Here is a 19,429-nt window from a genome sequence, read left to right as displayed (position 1 = left end):
GCGTCTTGCGCGCCCTCCGGGCGGCCGCAATAAATCCGGGGACGGCGATGGCATCCGCAGGGCGTGGCCGGCCCCCGCATCCGGCCCACGAGTCCGACGGCCCGGCCGGCCCCGTCTCCGTCCGGCACCGGGCGGCCTGGCTGCTGCGCGTGAACCGGTTCTACGGCGCCCGGGAGGAGTGGACCCGGGGCTACGCCTTCGCCGAGGCCTTCCCCGGCGGCGCCTGGCCCCATCCGGTCGACCCCAGCCGGATCTCCCGCTGGGAGAACGCCCGGGTGACCCTTCCCTACCTCGCCGTGCGCCGGTACGAGGAAGTGCTCGCCCTGCCACCCCGGTTGCTGACCTCGGCCATCGACACCGTCAACCGCTACGCCGTCCCCGCGGCCGGCCCCGGCCCGCTGCTGGCCCGCCCCGACCCGGACGACGACCCGGCAGCGGCGGCCAGGACCGGTGATCTGCTGGACGCGGCCACGAGCCGCACGCCGGTGACCGCGGCCGACTGGGACGACCTGACGGCGACCCTGGCCGCCCGCCCGGGTGTCTGGCTGCGCGCGGCGGACTGGTCGGCCCTGTGCACCCGGCTGCTGACCGAGACGCTGATCTCCGACGGAGCCGCCTGGAAGCAGCGCTTCGAGGCGATGAGCAGACTGCTGCTGCACCCTGCGGCCCAGCCCTTCGCCATCGCCGCCTGCGCCGCCGCAGCCGAGCCCGGCAACCAGGGGCTCGTGGAGACCATCTGCCTGCTCGACACCAGCGCCCATCCCGACGCCGCCCGCCACGTCCTCGCGCAGCTCCACGACCCCGCGAACGACGACGCCTTCTACGGGGCGCTGCTCGCCTGCGTCCGCAAGGTGCACGAGGGCCACTTCAGCACCCAGCAGCTCCGTACGGTCGCGGCGGTCTGCGCCGACCTGCTGCACGACACCAGCGTCCGCTACGACGACGCGCGCGCCCTCGCCCGCGCACTGATCACCGCCGTCCCGCACGGCGAACTCCCGCACGCCGCCCGGGAGACCGCACGCTCCACCCGGTCGGCGGCCCGTGACGAACAACCGCCGCCGGCCCCCGACGCGTCCCTGATCGACCGCGTCGCCCGGGCCGCCGTGAGCGCCCTGCCCCGCGAGATCCCGGGCTTCGAGGACGCCGTCCTGCGCAGCCTGGTGCGCGAGGTCCTCCACGCACCGGTGTCCGACGTCCGGATGCACGCCGCCCTCCTGCTCGCCGCCACCCCGTACCGGACGACAGTGGCGACCGCCCTGAGGGACCAGGTCCACCAGGACGGCCCGGCGTCCGGCAGGCTCCTGCTGCGTGCGCTCGCCGCGCTGCGCTGCCTGGGAGCCGGCGCCGAACGCTCCTGGATCGAGGACCTGATCCTGCACCCCCACGCACCGGCCCCGGTCGCCCATGCCGCCGCGCAGGCCCTGGGCCATCTCGACGGCCACAGCGACGACACGTTCTGGACCGCGGCCCTGGCCCGCTACGCGACACCGGACGCGCACCGGCCGGGCCGCGCCGACGAACGGGTGCTGTCCACGCTGGTGTACGCCCTCGGCATGAGCGGTGACACCGACCGCCTGCGCACCCTGGCGGCCTCGACGACGCAGTCGGCGAGCATCCGGGCGCAGGCCCGCTGGTGGACCGCGATCCCCGACCATCTGCGCTTCGGCCCCCCGGACCGGCCGCCGAGGGCGCCCGCCCCGGAAGCCGGGCGTCCGCTCAGGCCGGGGTGACCTCGACCGGCAGCCGTTTGATGCCGTTGACCAAGTTGGAGCGCACGCGGGGGACGTCACCGGTGAGCCGGATGTCGGCCAGGCGCGGGATCAGCTCCTCGAACATGATCCGGATCTCGGTGCGGGCGAGCAGATTGCCCAGGCACAGATGTCGGCGTGCCGGGTCACCGTCCAGAAACCGGAGTTGGGGGCCTCCTCCGGCTGCCGGCGGGGGCTCGGTCATGCGGGGACTCCTCGGTCACAGGTGGTAGGCGTACTCGGTGAACTCCCAGTCGGTGACGTGTCGTCCGAACCGCGCGGCCTCGTCGCGCTTGTACGCGAGATAGGCAGCCGTGAAGTTCTTGCCGAGCACGTCGGCCAGGGCGGTGTCCGCCTCCAGGGCGTCCAGGGCGGCGGGCAGGGTCGCCGGCAGCACCGCGGAGTGCGTGGTGTCGTAGCCGTACCCCTCCAGCGGGGCCGGGGGCTCCTCCCCGGCGAGCACACCCAGCAGCGCCGCGGCGATGGTGGCCGCGATCAGCAGGTAGGGGTTGGCGCTCGCGTCGCCGAGCCGGAGTTCGATCCGCGCCCCGGAGCCGCGCTCGGGCGGGACGCGGACCATGGCGCTGCGGTTGTCCATGCCCCAGTCGATGAGCCAGGGGGCGAGGGTGCCGGGGCCGAAGCGCTTGTAGGAGTTGATCGTCGGGTTGGCGAGGGCGGCCAGCGCCGGGGCGTGGGCGAGGATGCCGGCGGCCGCCTGCCGTGCGGTGGCGGACAGGCCGTACGCCCCGGTCGGGTCGTCGAAGGCATTGCGGCCGTCCTCGCCCTCGCAGGACAGGTGGAGGTGGAACCCGGAGCCGCCGGCGTCGTTGAACGGCTTGGCCATGAAGGTGGCCAGCTTGCCCTCCGTGCGGGCCAGTTCCTTGACGGCGGACTTGAACCGGAAGGCGCGGTCGGCGGCGTTCAGTGCCGTGGAGTGGTCGAGGTTGATCTCGTACTGGCCGCCGTCGAACTCGACGTTCCCGCTGACCACGCCGATGTCCAGGTCGCGCAGCCGGCGCAGGGTGCGCAGCAGGTGATTGTCGGGGTCGGCGCGCAGGCCGGCGGTGTAGACGGCGCCCTTCGTCTCGGGGGCGCGGCGCCAGCCCCGGGGAGTGCCGGGTGCGGGCTCCAGCAGGAAGTACTCCAGTTCTGGGCCGACGACCGGCCGCAGCCCGTGCTCGGCGCACCGGTCGAGGACGGTGCGCAGCAGGTCGCGCGGCGACTCGGCGGCCGGGGCTCCGGTCGCCGGGTCGGTCACCTCGCCGAGACACGAGGCGACACCGGGCTCCCAGGGCAGCGCGACCAGCGTGTCCAGATCCGGCCGGACGGTGATGTCGGGCAGCCCCGCCTCCAGCCCGCCCGCGACGGGGACCGTGTCGCCCTGGGGGCTGGTGTGGTACACCGCCCGGCAGAAGGCCAGGCCGTGGGCGCAGGCCGAGGGCAGATGGTCGAGCAGGACGTCGCGGGCGCGGTCGATGCCGATGAGGTCGGGATAGGTGACCCGGACGACGTCGATGCCCTCTGCGGCGAGCCGCTCGATGTGCCGGTGCACGTCGTGGGTGTCGTGAGCGCTCACCGATGCCTCCTGGGCGACGGGGAAGGTGGCGGGTTCATTTGATGCCAAACGTTATGGAGGCCGCTCCCGCTCCCGCAAGAGGGCGGACCGAAGAAGTTATCCAGGTGGACAGCCATTGACCAGGCGGCATGGGCCGCGAGGCCCTGCTGGACGCCGCCGTGTGCGTGGTTGCCCGCGGGGGTTGCGCAGGCTCACCTACCGGGCGGTCGCGGAGGAGGCCGGGGTCGCCCACGGGCTGGTCGTGCACCACTTCGGCTCGCGGAACGCGCTGATCGAGGAGGCCCTCGCCCCAGGGCTGCCCGACATGGTCACGGCCGACCCGGACCAGCAGGCGTTCCAGTACGGGCTGCTGCTCGAGGCCCGGCGCCGCCCCGAGCTGCTGCCCCCGATCCGCGCGCTGTACGACGAGTGCGTCGACGCGACCCAGCGCGAGCTGTCCCGCATCCTCCCCGGCGGGGCGCCCCGTCCTTGACCCGCCTGGTCTTCGCCGCGCTGGACGGCCTGGTCCTGCACCAGCTCGTCTTCGGCGCGCGCGCCCTGCTGCTCCTGGCCACCGAGCGCCCACCGGCCCGCCTGCCGGCGCCCAGCACCCACGAACAGCCGGCCGACCGGCCGGACCGCTGCGCAGGTGCGGGTGGCTGCCGGCGTCGGTCGGTGTCAGCCGACGGGGGTGGCATGGTCGAGGAACGCGTCGACGAGGCGGTACGCGTTCTCCCGCGCCACCGGCGCCAAGGCGTGGCTGCGTGCGACCACCTCCTCGGGGTCGATGCCGAGCCGCACGCACTGCTCGGCGCCGCCGAGGTCCACCCAGCGCCGCACGACGGACGGGACCGCCTCGGGATGGAACTGGACCCCGAGCGAGTTGCGGACCCGGAACGCCTGCGTGCACACGGCGTTGCGGGCCAGCTCCTCGGCGCCGGGCGGCGGGACGCAGCGGTCGTAGTGCCACTGCATCCAGGGGCCGGCCGGTATCAGGGCGGGCTCGTCGGTGTCGATGCCGAACCAGCCGATCTCGGGGCGCACCGCCGCCTCGACGGAGCCGCCCAGCGCCGTGGTCAGTGCCTGCGCGCCGAAGCAGATGCCCAGCACCGGGATGCCGAGGTGGTGGGCCTTGCGCAGCAGGGCGAGCTCACCGCCGATCCAGCTGCCGACCGCCGTCCCGTCGTACACCGACCAGGGCGCACCGAGTGCCACGACCAGGTCCCAGCCGTCGGCGTCGGGGAAGTCGCACCGCACGTCCGGCGCGTGGTGCCGTTCCTCGGGGACGACCGTGAGGAGCGTGAGGTCGTACCCACGCTGCTCGAGCCGCTCACCGACCAGTCCGGGCTCCGTCGCATGGTCGTGCCGGATGACGAGTGCGCGCACGATGGAACTCTCCCGTCCGAGGGGGCCGGGCCCCGGCGGGAGCAGGGCCGCGCTCCGGCCGAAGCCAAGGTTGTACGGGGTCAAATGATACCGCGCTCTCCGCGTGAGAGAGCGTCGCCGGCCCCACCTCATGGCCCGCTGCATCGTCTCGGATTTGGGGCGTATTGTGCGCATATGGGTGATGCCCGCTGCGGTTGGTGCGGTGTGCCGCTACCGGATCGGTCGGCCACCAACCGGCGGTACTGCTGCCCGGCGCACCGGCAGGCGGCCTGGCGGGCGCGGCGTCGCTGGCGGGGGGCGGCGCAGGCCCGGCAGGCGATGCTGCTGGCCGGCGCGGAGCTGCTGGCCGGGGCGCAGGCGGCGGCGCAGCAGGCCGATGCCCGGTTCCCGGCGCGGCGGGCCGCCGCGAGGTGCCTGTCCGCTGCGGCGGCCGAGGTTCCCGGGCTGGCCGAGCAGCTGGTTCGGCAGGCCGTGCTCGCCGATCGGCGCGCCGGCGTCAGCTGGGCGCGGATCGGAGCCGCCTTGGGGATCAGCGGCGGGGCGGCCCGAAACCGTTTCGGGCGCCCGCGTGCCTCTCGGACGGTGCAGCGGGGGACCCGCGACCGTGTCGCGCGGGCCGCCGGATCCGGAGCGGAACTCCTCGTCCCCACCCTGAATCACGTGGTCCGGGAAACGGGTGCGTCCGCGTGCCTGTTCCATCTGGTGTCGCCGAGCGAACAGGTGCTGCGGCTGGCAGCGGTCAGCGGTGTTCCGACGAAGATCGCCGCGCTCTATGCCCGGCTGCCGTTGACCGCGTCCGGCCCGGTCGCCGAGGCGGTGCGGGAACGGCGCACCGTGTGGGTCGCCGGCCAGACGGAGCTGGCGAGCCGGTACCCGAGGGCGTCGCTCGTGATGCCGTACGACGTGGCGCTGGTGGCGGCACCCGTCGCCGCGGGTGCCGCGGTACGGGGCGGGCTGCTGCTGCTGTGGCCGGGCTCCCGGCCCGGGGGCCTGAGCGCGCACCAGCGCGAGGCGCTCGCTGCCGCCTGTGACCGCATGGGCGCGCTCCTGCAGCAGGCCGCCGATGACGGGCACCCGGTACTGCCCGGGCGCACCGTGCACATCCCGGCTCCGTCGCCTGCGCGCACGGCCGGACCGGCGGAGGCGCTGGCCGCGGCGGACTTCGCCAACCGGCTCTCGGAGGGCTGCGTGGCGCTCGACCAGGAGGGCAGGGTCGGCTTCGTCAACGCCGCCGCAGCCGACCTGCTGGCCCGCGGCGTGCCGGACCTGCTCGGGTCACTGCTGTGGGAGGCGCTGCCCTGGCTGGAGGACCCGGTCTTCGAGGACCGCTACCGGGCCGCGGTGATCGGCCGTCGGCCCACGTCCTTCAGCATGCCGGGCCCGGCCGGGCGGTCGCTGGACTTCCAGCTGCACCCGGACGCCTCCGGCGTCAGCGTCTGCATCGTCCCCGGCGCCCACCCCATCGACACACCCCCGGCCGACCGCCCGGAACCCGCCCACCGGGGACGCGCCTCGCCGGCTGGGGCAGGGGGACTGTACGACCTGATGCGCCTGGCCGCCACGCTCACCGAGGCCGTCACCGTCCAGGACGTGATCGAACAGGCCGCCGACCACGTCCTGCCCGCCTTTCACGCCCAGGGCTTCGTCGTCTCCGTGGCCGAGGGCGGCCGGCTGCGCATCGTCGGTCACCGCGGCTACCGGCCCGAGCTCCTCAGCTGCCTGGACCTGCCCCCCTTCCGGGACCGGGGAGCCCCCACCGTACGCGCGGTGACCTCAGGGGTTCCGCTGTTCTTCGCCTCGCCCGACGAAATGGCCCGGCTGAACGCCGACATCCCGCGGATCACGGGCAGGGCGGCCTGGGCGTTCCTGCCGCTGATCGTCTCCGGCCGGCCCGTCGGCTGCTGCGTGATCTCCTACGACCAGCCCCACTCCTTCACACCGGACGAGCGCGCCGTCCTGGTCTCCCTTGCCGGCCTGCTCGCCCAGGCCCTGGACCGCGCCCGCCTGTACGACGCCGAACACCACCTCGCCCACGGCCTGCAGACCGGCCTGCTCCCCGCCTCCCTGCCGGCCGTGCCCGGCCTGGAAGTGGCCGCCCGCTATCTGTCCGCGGCCCACGGCATGGAGATCGGCGGCGACTTCTACGACCTCATCCGCCTCGACGACACCACCGTCGCCGCCACCATCGGCGACGTCCAGGGGCACAACGTGAACGCCGCCGCCCTCATGGGGCAGGTACGCACCGCTGTCCACGCCACCGCCGGCGCCCCGCCGGGCGAAGTCCTCGCGCGCACCAACCGCCTGCTCACCGACCTCGACAGCGGCCTGTTCACCAGCTGCCTGTACGCCCATCTCGATCTCGCGCGCCACCGCGCCGAGCTGGCCATCGCCGGCCACCCACCCCCGCTCCTGCGGCACCCCGACGGCCGTACCGACATCCTCCGCATCCCCCGCGGGCTCCTGCTCGGCATCGACCCCGCCGCCGACTACCGGGCCACCGAGATCCCCCTGCCGCCCGACGGCGTGCTGGCCTTCTACACGGACGGCCTCGTCGAAACCCCGGGCACCGACCTGGACGAGGCCATCGAAGCGCTCGCCGCCCACCTCGCCCACGCCCCCCACCAGCCCATGGACGCCGTCGCCGACACCCTCGTCCGCGACCACACGCACAACACCGCCCGCAACGACGACATCGCCCTGCTCCTCCTGCGCCCACAGCCCTCGTCCCCACGCGGTTCATGACCGGTCCATGAGTCCGACGGCGCCCCTCCTCCCCTCGGCGCGCGGCCCGGAGGCAGCGATGCGAGCGTGGATGCGAAGAGGCAGATCCAGTCGGGGCGCTGGGCGAGGGGACGGAGCGCGGAATGGCACGGGCGATCTGGACAGGTGTGATCACCTTCGGGCTCGTCACCGTGCCCGTGGGCCTGTACACGGCCACCGAGGACCACACGATCCACTTCCACCAACTGCAGCGCGGCACCTCGGACCGGATCCGCAACCGGCGGGTCAACGAACGCACCGGCGAGGAGGTCGACACCAGCGACATCGTCAAAGGGTTCGAGACGGGCGAGGGCGAGTACGTGGTGGTCGAGCCCGACGAGCTGGACGAGATCGCGCCGGGCCGTTCGAAGACCATCGACATCTCCGACTTCGTCGACCTGGACCGGATCGAGCCGGTGTACTTCGACCGCACCTACTACCTCGCCCCTGGCGGCACCGAGTACACCAAGGTCTACGAGCTGCTGCGGGCCGCCCTGGCGGAGGCCGGCAAGGCCGGCATCGCCACCTTCGTCATGCGCAACAAGCAGTACCTCACGGCCCTGCGCGCGGAGGAGAAGGTCCTGGTGCTGCAGACGCTGCACTGGGCCGACGAGGTCCGCGACCCCGGCGAGGAACTGCCCGAGCTGCCCTCGGGCCGCGCGGGCGGCGGCAAACAGCTCGAGATGGCCCTGCAACTGGTCGACGCGCTCAGCACCGACTGGGTTCCGGGCCGCTACCACGACACCTACCAGGAGAAGGTGCGCGAGCTGGTCAGGGCCAAGGCCGAGGGCCAGGAGATCGCGGTGGCGGAGGAGGCGCCGGAGGCCACCGACGTGATCGACCTGATGAAGGTCCTCGAGGGCAGCCTGCAGGCCGCCCGGTCCGGCCGTGGCGGCAAGGAGCCGGCTGCCCAGCAGCAGCGCAAGCCCGGCCCCCGCAGAGCGGCGCGCACGCCGGCGCGGAAGGCTCCACCCAGGAAGGCCGGTACGGCGACGGCGAAGACCCGCGACCGCAGCACCGGCGGCAGGAGAGAGCTGCAGAAGCTGAGCAAGGCCGAGCTGTACCAGCGGGCGAGCGACCAAGACGTCCCCGGCCGGTCGAAGATGACCCGCGAGCAACTCATCGACGCCCTCGCACGCACGGCGCGCCGCAAGAAGAGCGCCGCCTGAACGTCTCCACTCCGCGCTGCTGCAGGAGTAGAATATTCATCGAATGATGAATTGTTGCTCCCGTGAAAGGCGGGACCGTCATGGAACGGACCACCTGTTGTGTCGTGGGCGGTGGCCCCGCGGGTATGGTGCTCGCTCTGCTGCTGGCCCGGTCCGGCGTCGAGGTGACGGTGCTGGAGAAGCACGCCGACTTCCTGCGCGACTTCCGCGGCGACACCGTCCACCCCTCCACCCTGGTGCTGCTCGACGAGCTGGGGCTGGCCGAGCGCTTCGCCGCACTCCCGCAGCGCCGCGTCCGCACCCTCCAGCTGCCCCTCGGGGCCGGCCGTTCGCCGGTCACGGTCGCGGACCTCGCGGTCCTGCCCGGTCCCTACGACTATGTGGCGATGGTGCCCCAGTGGGACCTGCTGGACCTGCTCGCGGACGAGGCCCGGCGCGAACCGTCCTTCCATCTGTGGATGAACACGGAGGCGACATCCTTCCTGGTCGAGTCCGGGCGGGTGACCGGGGTGCGCCACCGCACCGCCGACGGCCGCACCGGCGAGCTGCGCGCCCTGCTCACCGTCGCCTGCGACGGCCGCGGCTCGCTGGCCCGGGCCCGGCCGGAACTCGGGCTGCGCCGCTTCGCCTGCCCGATGGACGCCTGGTGGTTCCGGCTGCCGCGCGACGAAGGCGACCCGCAGGGCCTCGTCGGCGGCGTCGGTGACCGCTTCCTCACCGCGATGATCGACCGCGGCGACTACTGGCAGTGCGCCGCGCTCATCCCCAAGGGCAGCGACTCCCGGCGCCGCGCCGCCGGCCTCGACCGCTTCCTCGCCGACTTCCGGGCGGCCGCCCCCTGGCTCGCCGAGCGCGCGCACGCCGTGCGGTCCTGGGACGAGGTCAAGCTCCTCGACGTGCGCCTGGACCGGCTGCGCCGCTGGCACCGCCCCGGCCTGCTGTGCATCGGCGACGCCGCGCACGCGATGTCGCCGGTCTTCGGCATCGGCATCAACCTCGCGGTGCAGGACGCGGTGGCCGCCGCCCGCTGCCTCACCGAGCCGCTGCGCCGAGGCACCGTGCGGCGGCGTGACCTGCGCCGCGTGCAGCGCCGCCGCCGTGCCACCACGGTCGCCACGCAGGCCCTCCAGCGCCTGGCCCACGCCCGCTTCATCGCGCCGGTGCTGCGCGGCCGGCCCCCGCTGGGGAGTGTGGCGCGGGCCCGGCGCGTGGCGTGGCTGCTCGCCGAGTCGCGCGGACTGCGCCGGCTCCCCGCGTACTTCTTCGCCTACGGGGCGCTGCGGGAGCGTCCGCCCGACTCGGCGCTCCGTGCGAGCGATCGGCGTCGCGGTCGGCCATCTCTCTTGCCTTGACAATTGTTGTCACGGCAATAATGCTGGACGTGTGAGTGACACAAGCGGACTCCACGACCACCTCGGCTACTGGCTCCGTCGCCTGTCCGACGAGGTCCACGGCCGGTTCGAGGCCGAACTGGGCCGGCACGACGTCACCGTCTCCCAGTGGGGGGTGATGGTCAGCGTGTTCCACGGCCACGACACCACCAAGGCGGTGGCCGCGCACATGGACATCGATCCGGGAGCCGTCTCCCGCCTGGTGGACCGCCTCGCGGCCAAGGGCCTCGTCCGCCGCGAGCCCGACCCCGCCTCCCGGCGCACGGTCCGGCTCGTACTGACCGACCGGGGGCAGGACCTCGTGCCTGTCCTCGCCGAGCTGGCCGACCGCAACGACCGTCACTACTTCGGCTCGCTCGACGCCGCTCAGCGCCGGCAGCTGGAGCAGTGGATACGGCGCCTGGTGGGTGAGGTCCACCCCGCCGCACCACCCGACCACCCCGAAGGAAGCGCACCATGAGCATCAGCCACTCCCTCACCAAGACCATCGGCATCGACCGCCCCTGGGAGGACGTCTTCGCCTTCCTCGCCGATCCGGCGAACTGGCCCACCTGGGCCGTGGTCAACGTCCAGTCCGTCGCGCCCACCGACGACCCCGACTGGTGGCGCATGTCCACCCCGCTGGGCCCGGCCAGGCTGCGGCTGCGCGCCAACGCCGAGTTCGGCATCCTCGACCACGACTACGTCGACGACACCGCCTCCTGGCGGGTACCGGCCCGCGTGGTCCCGAACGGCGACGGCGCCGAGTTCATGATCACCTTCCATCGGCCGCCGTCGCTCACCCCGGCCGCCTTCGAGGAGCAGGCCGGCCTGGTCGACACCGAACTCGCCACCCTGAAGAAGGTCCTCGAGACCGGCCGGGCGGACGTCACAGCATGACGTGCTTCACCTGCGTGTAGTCCAGCAGCCCGGCGAGGGAGAGATCGCTGCCGTGGCCCGAGTGGCGGACCCCGCCGTGCGGCATCTCCGACACGGTCGTGCCGTGCGTGTTGACCCAGACCACGCCCGTGTGCAGCGCCCGGCTCGCCCGCATGGCCCGGTCGTGGTCGCGTGTCCAGACGCTCGCGGCCAGCCCCTGAGGCACCCCGTTGGCCATTCGGAAGGCATCGGACTCGTCGGTGAAGGGCTGCACGGTGACGACCGGCCCGAAGACCTCGCTCTGGACGATCTCGTCCGCCTGACGGACCCCGGCGACCACCGTGGCGGGATGGAAATAGCCCGGGCGGCCCACCGGCGTACCCCGTGCGACCACCTCGGCGTGGCGCGGCAGGCGGGCCAACAGCTCCCTCACGGTGGTGAGTTGAGCGGCGTTGGCGAGCGGCCCGAAATCGGCGCGCGGGTCGTCGGGGGCACCGGGGCGCCGTTGTGCCGCCCGTTCCGCGAAGGTGGCCAGGAAGTCGTCGTGGACCCGGTGGTCGACGAGGATCCTGGTGGCCGCCGTGCAGTCCTGGCCCGCGTTGTAGAAGGCCAGGCACGACAACTGCTCGACCGCGTCCCCGAGATCTGCGTCCCGGTGGATCAGCACCGGTGCGTTGCCGCCGAGTTCGAGGTGGAGCCGTTTGAGGTCGGCCGCCGCCGCGGTGGCGATCTCCTGCCCGGCGCGGACACTGCCCGTGACGGCGATCAACCGGACGTGGGGATGGGCGACCAGCGAGCGTCCGGTGTCCCGATCGCCGCACACGACGTTGAGCACGCCGGCGGGCAGGTGCTCGGCCGCCAGCCGAGCCAGGAGCAAGGCCGAGGAGGGTGTGGTGTCCGACGGCTTGAGGACGACCGTGTTCCCGGCGGCCAGCGCCGGCGCGATCTTCCACACGGCCATCATCAGCGGGTAGTTCCACGGCGTGATCTGGGCGCACACACCGACCGGCTCGCGGCGCAGCACCGAGGTGCGGCCCGGGGTGTACTCGGCCGCCGCGGCCCCCGGCAGGTTCCGGGCGGCCCCGGCGAAGTACCGCAGCACGTCGACGATCGCCGGCAGTTCGTCCGCGAGGAACCGGGCGCGCGGCTTGCCCGTGTCGGTCACCTCGGCTCTCGCCACCGCGGCGGCCTCCCGCTCCAGGGAGTCGGCGATGCGCAGCAGCGCGGTCTGCCGCTGCGCGGGTGTCGTGACCGACCAGCCGTCGAAGGCGTTCCGGGCCGCCCGGCAGGCCGCGTCCACGTCCTCGCTCGCTGAGAGCGGGGCCAGGCCGTGCAGGAGTTCGGTCGCCGGGTCGATCAGCCCCGAAGTGGCCCCGGACGCGGCCGGCACGTCCCGGCCGCCGATGTGGTTCAGCACCGTGGTGAGCGGGGCGGTGTCAGCCACGGCTCAGCACCTCCTCGGCTGCGGCGCGGCCGGTGCGGACGGCGCCCTCCATGTATCCGGCGACCCACTGGTCGGAGCCGCACACGTAGAAGGGCGGCTCGTGGGTGCCGTGCAGCGGGCCGACCGCCATCACCTCACCCGGCGGCCACTGGGTGACGTAGCCCTGCGTCCACGGGTCGGTGCCCCACAGCCGCAGATGGCAGGAGGCCGGCCGCAGGGCCTCCTCGCCGAACATGCCGGCCATCTCGCCCAGCAGCTCCGGGGTGCGCAGCTCCGGCGGGGTGCCCAGCAGCACGCCGTAGCGCTCGGGCGGTATCAGCGCCGACAGGACGCCCTCGTTCTGCGGCCAGGTACTGCCCAGCACGCCCTCGGCCTCGGACAGGCCGTTCAGACCGTCGGCCCGCCAGAAGGGGCGGTCGTACACGGCGGCGAACTTCGCGGCGACCGCCTGGCGCTGCCGGTGCAGCGAGGCCAGCCGGGCGTCGCTCACCCCGGTGACGGCGACCGAGCGCAGCGGCCCGACCGGCAGGGCGCTCACCACGGCCGCCGCGGTGAGGACCTCCCCGGTGCCCAGACGTACGGCGCACCGGCCGGGGCGTACGCCGACCGCGGCGACGGGTGAGCCGAGGCGAACCCGGGGTCCCAGTTCGCGGCCCATGACCTCGGCGAGGGTGGCCGCACCCGCCGCGAGCCGCAGCCCCTCCCAGCTGCCGTAGTCGTAGTCCCCGGTACCGGGGACCGCGGCGCTCTTGCGCAGCGCGGCCAGCAGCGAGATCCGCTCGTACGACCCGCCCGCCAGGCCCCGTTGGCCGATCTCCCACAGCCGCACCACGGCGGGTGAGGCGTGGCAGGAGCGCAGCCAGCCGGCCACGGACAGCCGGTCCAGGGCGGCCGCCTCCGGATGCGACCAGGGGTCGTCGGGGTCGACCGTGGCGGCGAGCGCGGCGAACTCCCGGCTCAGTCGCTCATGCCGGGCCAGGTCTCCGGGCCCGAACCAGTGCGGAGGGTCACCGGCGGAGGCACCCTCGGGTGTGGAGCGGGTGATCAGGCCCGGTTCGGCGACGTAGCTGGGAACCGGTTCCAGCCCGAGCTCCTTGGCGAGTTGCAGGTATGCGGTGTGGGCGTGGCCGACCACCTCACCGCCCAGCTGGACGGTGCGGCCGTCGGTCGTGCGGGTCTGCTCGACCCGGCCGCCGACGCGGTCCCGCGCCTCCACCACGAGCACATCGGTGCCGGCGGAGGCCAGGTCCCGGGCGGCGGCGAGGCCGGCCAGGCCGGCGCCGAGCACGATCACGTCGTGATGCATCGGTGTCGCTTTCGTCATGTCGTCGGCAGGGGATCAGGCCAGGACCAGGCAGTGCTCGGGCCGCCAGCCGAACTCCACCGTCTCGCCGCCGCTCCAGCGGTCCTCCATGCGCGCGCGGGCCGTGTTCTGCTCCAGCACGGACAGGGTGACCCCCGGGGCCAGTTCGATGAGGTAGGTGGTCGTCGGGCCGCTGTAGACCGTCTCGCGGATCACCCCGGACAGCATCGCCATGCCCGGTTCGAAGTCGGACAGCCAGATCTTCTCGGGGCGCACCGAGACGCTGACCGAGGTCCCGTCCGGGATGCCGCCGCGGCGGCCGACCGGAAGTGCGGGGCCCTGCTCCAGCGCGACCTCACCGCCTCGGTAGGTGCCGGTCATCAGGTTGGACGTGCCCATGAAGGAGGCCACGAACCGGCTGGCGGGATGCTCGTAGACGTCCTCGGGAGTGCCGCACTGCTCGATGCGTCCCTCGCTCAGCACGGCGATCCGGTCGGACATGGTCAGCGCCTCGTCCTGGTCGTGGGTGACGAAGACGAAGGTGATGCCGACCTCCCGCTGGATCTGCTTCAGCTCCACCTGCATCTGCCGGCGCAACTTCAGGTCCAGGGCGGCCAGCGGCTCGTCCAGGAGCAGGACGGCCGGCCGGTTCACGAGGGCCCGGGCCAGGGCGACGCGCTGCCGCTGGCCCCCCGAGAGGGTGCGGGGCCTGCGGTCGGCGAGGGCGGAGAGCTGGACGAGTTCCAGCATCTCGCCGACGCGCTGCCGCCTCTCGGCCTTGTCGACGCCCTTGCGCTTGAGCCCGAACGCGACGTTGTCGGCGACGCTCAGATGGTCGAACAGCGCGTAGCTCTGGAAGACCGTGTTCACGTTGCGCCGGTTCGGCGGCAGCGCGGTCACGTCCTCACCGGCGAGCAGCACCGAACCCTCGGTGGGGTCGCTGAAGCCGCCGATCATGCGCAGCGTGGTGGTCTTGCCGCACCCGGAGGGACCGAGCAGGGAGAAGAAGTGGCCGGCCTCGATGTCGAGGTCGAGACGGTGGACGGCGTAGGAGTCGGCGAACTGCTTGGAGACGCCGTCGAGCCGGACGGCGGGGGTCGCGTCCATGGGTCACTCTCCGGAGAGGATGTCGAGGCCGCCGCGGCGGCCGAACAGGCGCGGAACGAACAGGGCCAGGGCGATCAGGCAGATGGATCCCGCGAGCATCAGCGTGCCGACGGCGTTGATGGTGGGCTGCACCCCGAAGCGGATCGCGGAGTAGATCCGCACCGACAGGGGCTGCGGGTCGACGCCGGTGGTGAAGTAGGCGAGGACGAAGTCGTCGAAGACGAGCGCGAAGATCAGTACGGCCGAGGCGAGCACGGCGGGCAGCAGGGCCGGCAGGGTCACCAGGCGGACCGCCTGCCAGCGGGTGGCGCCCAGGTCCATCGCGGCCTCCTCCACCTCCGGGTTCAGCGCGGCGATCCGGGAGCGCAGGACCACCGTGACGTAGGAGATGGAGAAGGTGATCTCCGAGAGCATCACCGTGCCGGTCGACAGGGCCACACCCAGGCCCTTGAACAGCAGCATCGAGGCCACGCCCGTGACGATCTCCGGCGTGATCAGCGGCACCAGCATGAGGAGGCCGGCCAGCGAACCGAGCCGGGTACGGCAGCGCACCAGACCGAGCGCCAGCGCCACGCCCAGCACCACCGAACCGGCCATCGCGACCAGGGAGATGCGCAGACTGGTCCCCAGGGAGGAGATCAGCACGTCGTCATGGACGAAGGCCCGGTACCAGCGCAGGCTGAACCCGCCGAACACGGTCAGGGACTTCTTGGAGTTGAAGGAGAACAGGGCCACCACGGCGATGGGCAGGTAGAGCACGGCGAAGAACAGGCCGGTGACGGCGATGAGGAGCCGCGGTCGGCGGTCGGCGCGCCCGCGGCGGGCGCGGGGACGGGCGGCGGGACGGGCGGGAGCGCCGGCGGAGCGAGGACGCAGCAGGGTCATCGGCGGGCCTCCGCCTCGTCCTTGCGGGTGCGCCGCAGATAGCCCAGCATCCCGACCAGCAGCACCAGCATCAGCAGCATGGTGAGGGCGGAGCCCAGCGGCCAGTTCTGGCCCTGGAAGAACTTGTCCTGGATCAGGTTGCCGATCATGATCTGGTCCGGCCCTCCCATGAGTTGCGCGCTGACGAAGTCGCCCATCGCCGGCAGGAAGACCAGGACGAGCCCGGCCGCCGCGCCCTGCCGGGTGGCGGGCAGGGTGACGAAGAAGAAGGTGCGGACCGGGCCGCCGTACAGGTCGCGGCCGGCCTCGATGAGCGAGACGTCCAGCCGTTCCAGGGCCGCGTACAGCGGGATGATCATGAAGACGACGAAGCCGTAGACGAGACCGGCGATCACGCCGGCGCCCGTGTTGAGGATCTTCGTGTCGCCGTCGGCCAGGCCGATGGCCCGCAGGGCGCGCAGCACCGGTCCGTCGTCGGAGAGGACCACCGACCAGCCGTACATGCGGACCAGGTAGTTGGCGAAGAACGGCACCACGATGGCGGCGATCAGCGCGTGCTTGTACCGGCCGCCGTGCAGGGCGACGGTGTACGCCACCGGGTAGGCGATCAGCAGGCAGAGCACGCAGGTCAGTACGGCGTACCCGAGGGAGCGGGCGAGGACCTCGGTGTAGGCGGGGTCGGCCAGGGCGCGCACGCCGGACAGGTCGAAGCCGAAGCGGGGGTTGCCGAGGTCGTCGGTGGTGCCGACCGCGAGGACGCCGACCAGCACCAGTGAGGCGATCAGGAATCCGGTCATCCACAGGGTGCCGGGCAGCATGAACCAGGTCCACATGCGGGTGTCGTCGGCGCGCCGGCGGGGACGGGAGGAGGAGCGGAGCAGTGCCATGTCAGCCCGCCTTCACATGGGTCCAGGCGGTGTCGCGGGCGTCCTCCGCCGCGCGGCTGCCGTTGCGGAAGAACAGGTCCCCCTTCAGCTCGTCCTCGGTGACGAGGCACTCGGGGAAGGGCCGGACCAGTTCGGCGTACGTCTTCTCGGTCCCGGCGACCGGCATCGGGTAGCCGATGTACTCGATGTTCTTCTTCACGTTCTCCGGCCGCAGCATGTAGTCGATGAAGAGCATCGCGGTGCCGGGGTGGGCGGCGTTCCAGGGGATGGCGTAGCAGTCGGAGTTGATCGGCGTGCCTTCCTTCGGGGCCTCGAAGCCGAACACCGAGGGGTCCTTGGCCTGGTTCAGCATGGCGGCCATGTCGCCGCTCCAGGCCTGGGTCATGACCGCGTTGCCGTTGAGCAGGTTGTTGTAGCTGTCGCTGGAGAAGCCGCGCAGCTGGGGGCGCAGGGTGCTCAGCAGGGAGGTGATGCGGTCGAGGTCACCGGCGTCGCCGGTGCTGACGTCGAGTCCGAGTGCGAGGGCGCCCATGCCGAGCACCTCGTCGCGGTCGTCCAGCAGGAAGACCTTGCCGCGCGCCTTGTCGCTCCACAGGTCCCGCCACGAGCCGGTGAGTTCGCCGATCCTGTCGCGGCGCCAGCCGATGCCGGTCTTGTACGCGGTGAAGGGGACGGTGTGCGCGGAGCCCGGGTCGTACCAGGGGTCGGCGAAGTAGGTGTACGTGCCGAAGATCGCGTGGGCGTTGGTGAGCTGGGCGTGGTCGATACGGCGCAGCCGGCCCGCGTGGGCCAGGCGCTGGGCCCATTTGGCGGAGGGGAAGACGACGTCGTAGCGGTTTCCGGCGTTGAGCTTGGCGACCATGCCTTCCATCGAGTCGAAGTTCGACTGGACGACCTTGACGCCGTACTCCTTCTCGAAGCCCTTGAACACGGACGGGTCGACGTAGTCGGCCCAGTTGAAGTAGACGAGATCGCCGTCGACGTGCGGTCTGACCGGGGCCAGTGCCCGCGCGTCGGGCTTTTTCGCGGGCATGAACCCGCAGCCGTCGACCGCGGCGCCGAGCAGGCCGCAGGCGCCTGCCCGCAGCACGGAGCGACGGGTCGTGGAGAGTACCTCGGGGGACACGGAACGTCCTCTTTCGTCGAGGAACGGCACAACTCCAGGGCTGGACCGGCTGGTCGGCTCACGGAGGCCCTGACTCCGTGGGAAAGACCGGTCTGGGGAGGGCGCGGGCGTGCGTCAGCGGGGGAGCGGTAAGCCCGAGCGGAGACGTACGGCGCACGGGGTGCGGAAAGACATCACTGCGCGGCTCCCTCGCGGTCGTGCCGGGCGGGGGCGGTCGTCTCGCGGTCGTCCGGGGTGGGGGCGGTCGTCTCGCGGTCGTTGCGGAGCTGGGCCGTCGCCTCGCGGTTGTGCTGGGTGGGGGCCGTCGTCTCGCGGTTGCCCGGGGCGTGGGCGGTCGTCTCGCGGTCGTGGCGGGGGCGGGCCGTCGTCTCGCGGTTGTGCTGGGTGGGGGCCATCGTCTCGCGGTCGTTGCGGAGCTGGGGTGCTCCTTCGCCGGTGTCTCGGAGGTGGGGAGTCTCTTCGTGGGCATCCCGGACGGTGGTCTTCCCCTCGCGGGCGTCCCGGGCGTCGGTCGTTCCCGCCAGGTCGTTGCGGATCCGGCGGGCGAACCAGCCCACGGCCGCCTCGCGCTGCGAGAGCGGTCCCGGCTCGAAGCCCGGGGTGGTGAGGCCGGCCTGCACGCGCTCCACCAGTTCGGCGTCCTCGTCGTTGGTGACCCATCCGATGTGGATGTTCAGCCGCCGGGCCAGCCGGGTGCGGACGCTCTCGCCGCGCTTGGTGTAGAAGGCGCCCGGGATCGCCGCTCGGTCCTGGGCGGTCGGCAGGGCGGTCCAGGCGAGCACGTGGTCAGGGTAGAAGTCGATGAGCGTGTTCGGATAGATCACGGCGTACCGCCAGACGCGCCGGTCGGACGCGGTCAGTCCCGGCATCGGGCTCGCGAGGCGCTGGTACAGCCGCTCGGTCCAGTTGGAGGAGGGCTTGTCCCGCAGCGGGGACTCGAACAGGACGTAGTTCTCCTGCACGTCCACCGTGTACGCCTGGTAGTCCAGCAGCCGCATGAGCGCGGGGTGGGCCACCGGGACGTGGTAGCCCTCGAGGTAGTTGTCGACGATCACCTTCCAGTTGGCCTTCTGCTCCTCGCCCCCCGCCAGGTCGTGAATGCGGTGCCTGCCCACGGGGACGAGGCCGGGTCCGGCGTAGCGGCCGACCGCCTCGGCGAGGCCGGCGCAGCTCTCGGCGAGCGGGGTCGCCTCCAGGTCGAGGTTGACGAAGACGAAGCCGAGGAACGACTCGACCTTGACCGGGTGCAGTCCGAGGCGGGGTTTGTCCAGGCAGGGGATGCGGCGGGCCTCGGGGGCGCCGACGAGCCGGCCGTCCAGCTTGTAGGTCCAGCCGTGGTAGGGGCACCGGATGGCCTTGCCGGACGGCTCGGGTCCGGTGACCAGGCGTGTGCCGCGGTGCCGGCAGACGTTGAGGTGGGCGGCGAGGCCACCGTCCTCGGTGCGGACGACCAGCACCTCCCGGCCGGCGGCGGTCGCGGTGAGGCGGGCACCGGGGCCCGGCAGGTCGGACTCGTGGCAGACGAGCTGCCAGGACCTGGCGAAGATGCGGTCGGTCTCGGCCTCGGCGATGGCCGGATCCGTGTAGTAGCGGGCGGGCAGCGCTTCCCCCGGATGTTCGGGGGGCGGCTCCGGCGGGGCAGGCGGGACGGTGGCTGCCCCGGTCGTCGAGAGGTGCATGGATTCCTCCTCCGCGCCGCGCGGGCGGCGATGGCCGGTGAGGCTCGGCCGGAGCGACACGACAGGCGAGGTTCCGACCTGCCGGGATCCGGCTGACTAATTGGTTAGTCAGAGTGGGCCCGAGGTCGTGG

Annotated in this window: 15 protein-coding genes and 2 pseudogenes; 7 read left to right on the top strand and 10 right to left on the bottom strand. The window is 72.8% G+C overall.

From position 1 onward, the window contains the following. Positions 1 to 47 precede the first annotated feature (47 nt). Complete coding sequence (locus ACZ404_RS02460; RefSeq protein WP_468435408.1) at positions 48 to 1,730, top strand: hypothetical protein; 1,683 nt, start codon at positions 48 to 50, stop codon at positions 1,728 to 1,730. Here the strand turns inward: ACZ404_RS02460 and ACZ404_RS02455 are convergent. Next, a pseudogene (locus ACZ404_RS02455) lies at positions 1,717 to 1,881 on the bottom strand (cytochrome P450); the annotation flags it as partial. The gene ACZ404_RS02460 and the pseudogene ACZ404_RS02455 sit on opposite strands and share 14 nt — an antisense overlap. An 87-nt stretch (positions 1,882 to 1,968) precedes the next feature. After that, positions 1,969 to 3,324, bottom strand: coding sequence for a glutamine synthetase family protein (locus tag ACZ404_RS02450; protein WP_468435407.1), 1,356 nt, complete (start codon positions 3,322 to 3,324; stop codon positions 1,969 to 1,971). A gap of 128 nt (positions 3,325 to 3,452) precedes the next feature. On the opposite strand from ACZ404_RS02450, the pseudogene ACZ404_RS02445 reads away from it, so the two are divergent. Further along, positions 3,453 to 3,852 (top strand): annotated as a pseudogene (locus ACZ404_RS02445) (TetR/AcrR family transcriptional regulator); the annotation flags it as partial. Positions 3,853 to 3,981: 129 nt separating this feature from the next. Here the strand turns inward: ACZ404_RS02445 and ACZ404_RS02440 are convergent. After that, positions 3,982 to 4,689 carry a type 1 glutamine amidotransferase gene (locus tag ACZ404_RS02440; protein WP_468435841.1) on the bottom strand — a complete coding sequence of 236 codons (708 nt, stop codon included), beginning with the start codon at positions 4,687 to 4,689 and terminating at the stop codon, positions 3,982 to 3,984. Between the two features lie 174 nt (positions 4,690 to 4,863). On the opposite strand from ACZ404_RS02440, the gene ACZ404_RS02435 reads away from it, so the two are divergent. The 5 genes from ACZ404_RS02435 to ACZ404_RS02415 all read left to right on the top strand — a co-directional run bounded on the left by ACZ404_RS02435 (position 4,864) and on the right by ACZ404_RS02415 (position 10,888). After that, complete coding sequence (locus ACZ404_RS02435) at positions 4,864 to 7,431, top strand: SpoIIE family protein phosphatase (protein WP_468435839.1); 2,568 nt, start codon at positions 4,864 to 4,866, stop codon at positions 7,429 to 7,431. A gap of 122 nt (positions 7,432 to 7,553) precedes the next feature. Next, positions 7,554 to 8,618, top strand: a complete 1,065-nt coding sequence (gene ku / locus ACZ404_RS02430) for a non-homologous end joining protein Ku (protein WP_468435406.1) — start codon at positions 7,554 to 7,556, stop codon at positions 8,616 to 8,618. 80 nt (positions 8,619 to 8,698) lie between these two features. After that, on the top strand, positions 8,699 to 9,970 hold the full coding sequence (locus ACZ404_RS02425) for an FAD-dependent oxidoreductase (protein ID WP_468435405.1): 1,272 nt from the start codon (positions 8,699 to 8,701) through the stop codon (positions 9,968 to 9,970). A gap of 31 nt (positions 9,971 to 10,001) precedes the next feature. Beyond that, entirely contained in the window at positions 10,002 to 10,469 is a 468-nt protein-coding gene (locus tag ACZ404_RS02420) for a MarR family winged helix-turn-helix transcriptional regulator (protein ID WP_468435404.1), read from the top strand. Then, positions 10,466 to 10,888, top strand: coding sequence for an SRPBCC family protein (locus tag ACZ404_RS02415; RefSeq protein ID WP_468435403.1), 423 nt, complete (start codon positions 10,466 to 10,468; stop codon positions 10,886 to 10,888). The genes ACZ404_RS02420 and ACZ404_RS02415 overlap by 4 nt, the downstream gene beginning before the upstream one ends. On the opposite strand, the gene ACZ404_RS02410 is transcribed toward ACZ404_RS02415, so the two are convergent. The 7 genes from ACZ404_RS02410 to ACZ404_RS02380 all read right to left on the bottom strand — a co-directional run bounded on the left by ACZ404_RS02410 (position 10,878) and on the right by ACZ404_RS02380 (position 19,298). Continuing rightward, the gene (locus ACZ404_RS02410) at positions 10,878 to 12,311 is read right to left on the bottom strand and encodes an aminobutyraldehyde dehydrogenase (protein ID WP_468435402.1); all 1,434 of its coding nucleotides are present in this window, start codon (positions 12,309 to 12,311) and stop codon (positions 10,878 to 10,880) included. The genes ACZ404_RS02415 and ACZ404_RS02410 overlap by 11 nt on opposite strands. Beyond that, on the bottom strand, positions 12,304 to 13,635 hold the full coding sequence (locus ACZ404_RS02405; protein WP_468435401.1) for a flavin monoamine oxidase family protein: 1,332 nt from the start codon (positions 13,633 to 13,635) through the stop codon (positions 12,304 to 12,306). Before ACZ404_RS02405 ends, ACZ404_RS02410 begins: the two co-directional genes overlap by 8 nt. 15 nt (positions 13,636 to 13,650) lie before the next feature. Further along, entirely contained in the window at positions 13,651 to 14,721 is a 1,071-nt protein-coding gene (locus ACZ404_RS02400; RefSeq protein WP_468435400.1) for an ABC transporter ATP-binding protein, read from the bottom strand. A 3-nt stretch (positions 14,722 to 14,724) separates the two neighbouring features. Then, positions 14,725 to 15,606, bottom strand: a complete 882-nt coding sequence (locus tag ACZ404_RS02395; protein ID WP_468435399.1) for an ABC transporter permease — start codon at positions 15,604 to 15,606, stop codon at positions 14,725 to 14,727. Continuing rightward, entirely contained in the window at positions 15,603 to 16,493 is an 891-nt protein-coding gene (locus ACZ404_RS02390; RefSeq protein WP_468435398.1) for an ABC transporter permease, read from the bottom strand. Before ACZ404_RS02390 ends, ACZ404_RS02395 begins: the two co-directional genes overlap by 4 nt. Before the next feature lies 1 nt (position 16,494). Further along, positions 16,495 to 17,619 carry a polyamine ABC transporter substrate-binding protein gene (locus tag ACZ404_RS02385; protein WP_468435397.1) on the bottom strand — a complete coding sequence of 375 codons (1,125 nt, stop codon included), beginning with the start codon at positions 17,617 to 17,619 and terminating at the stop codon, positions 16,495 to 16,497. 173 nt (positions 17,620 to 17,792) lie between these two features. Further along, positions 17,793 to 19,298, bottom strand: coding sequence for an aromatic ring-hydroxylating oxygenase subunit alpha (locus ACZ404_RS02380; RefSeq protein ID WP_468435396.1), 1,506 nt, complete (start codon positions 19,296 to 19,298; stop codon positions 17,793 to 17,795). Positions 19,299 to 19,429: the final 131 nt, after the last annotated feature.

The sequence above is a fragment of the Streptomyces sp. NPDC030798 genome (assembly GCF_055572275.1).
This window is presented reverse-complemented; position numbering and strand designations above follow the sequence as displayed.

Excerpts from the sequence above, each read along its gene's own strand:
- ACZ404_RS02460 (WP_468435408.1), top strand. The coding sequence starts at position 48 with ATGGCATCCGCAGGGCGTGGCCGGCCCCCGCATCCGGCCCACGAGTCC.
- ACZ404_RS02435 (WP_468435839.1), top strand. The coding sequence starts at position 4,864 with ATGGGTGATGCCCGCTGCGGTTGGTGCGGTGTGCCGCTACCGGATCGG.
- ku (WP_468435406.1), top strand. The coding sequence starts at position 7,554 with ATGGCACGGGCGATCTGGACAGGTGTGATCACCTTCGGGCTCGTCACC.
- ACZ404_RS02425 (WP_468435405.1), top strand. The coding sequence starts at position 8,699 with ATGGAACGGACCACCTGTTGTGTCGTGGGCGGTGGCCCCGCGGGTATG.
- ACZ404_RS02415 (WP_468435403.1), top strand. The coding sequence starts at position 10,466 with ATGAGCATCAGCCACTCCCTCACCAAGACCATCGGCATCGACCGCCCC.
- ACZ404_RS02405 (WP_468435401.1), bottom strand. The coding sequence starts at position 13,635 with ATGACGAAAGCGACACCGATGCATCACGACGTGATCGTGCTCGGCGCC.
- ACZ404_RS02400 (WP_468435400.1), bottom strand. The coding sequence starts at position 14,721 with ATGGACGCGACCCCCGCCGTCCGGCTCGACGGCGTCTCCAAGCAGTTC.
- ACZ404_RS02395 (WP_468435399.1), bottom strand. The coding sequence starts at position 15,606 with ATGACCCTGCTGCGTCCTCGCTCCGCCGGCGCTCCCGCCCGTCCCGCC.
- ACZ404_RS02390 (WP_468435398.1), bottom strand. The coding sequence starts at position 16,493 with ATGGCACTGCTCCGCTCCTCCTCCCGTCCCCGCCGGCGCGCCGACGAC.
- ACZ404_RS02380 (WP_468435396.1), bottom strand. The coding sequence starts at position 19,298 with ATGCACCTCTCGACGACCGGGGCAGCCACCGTCCCGCCTGCCCCGCCG.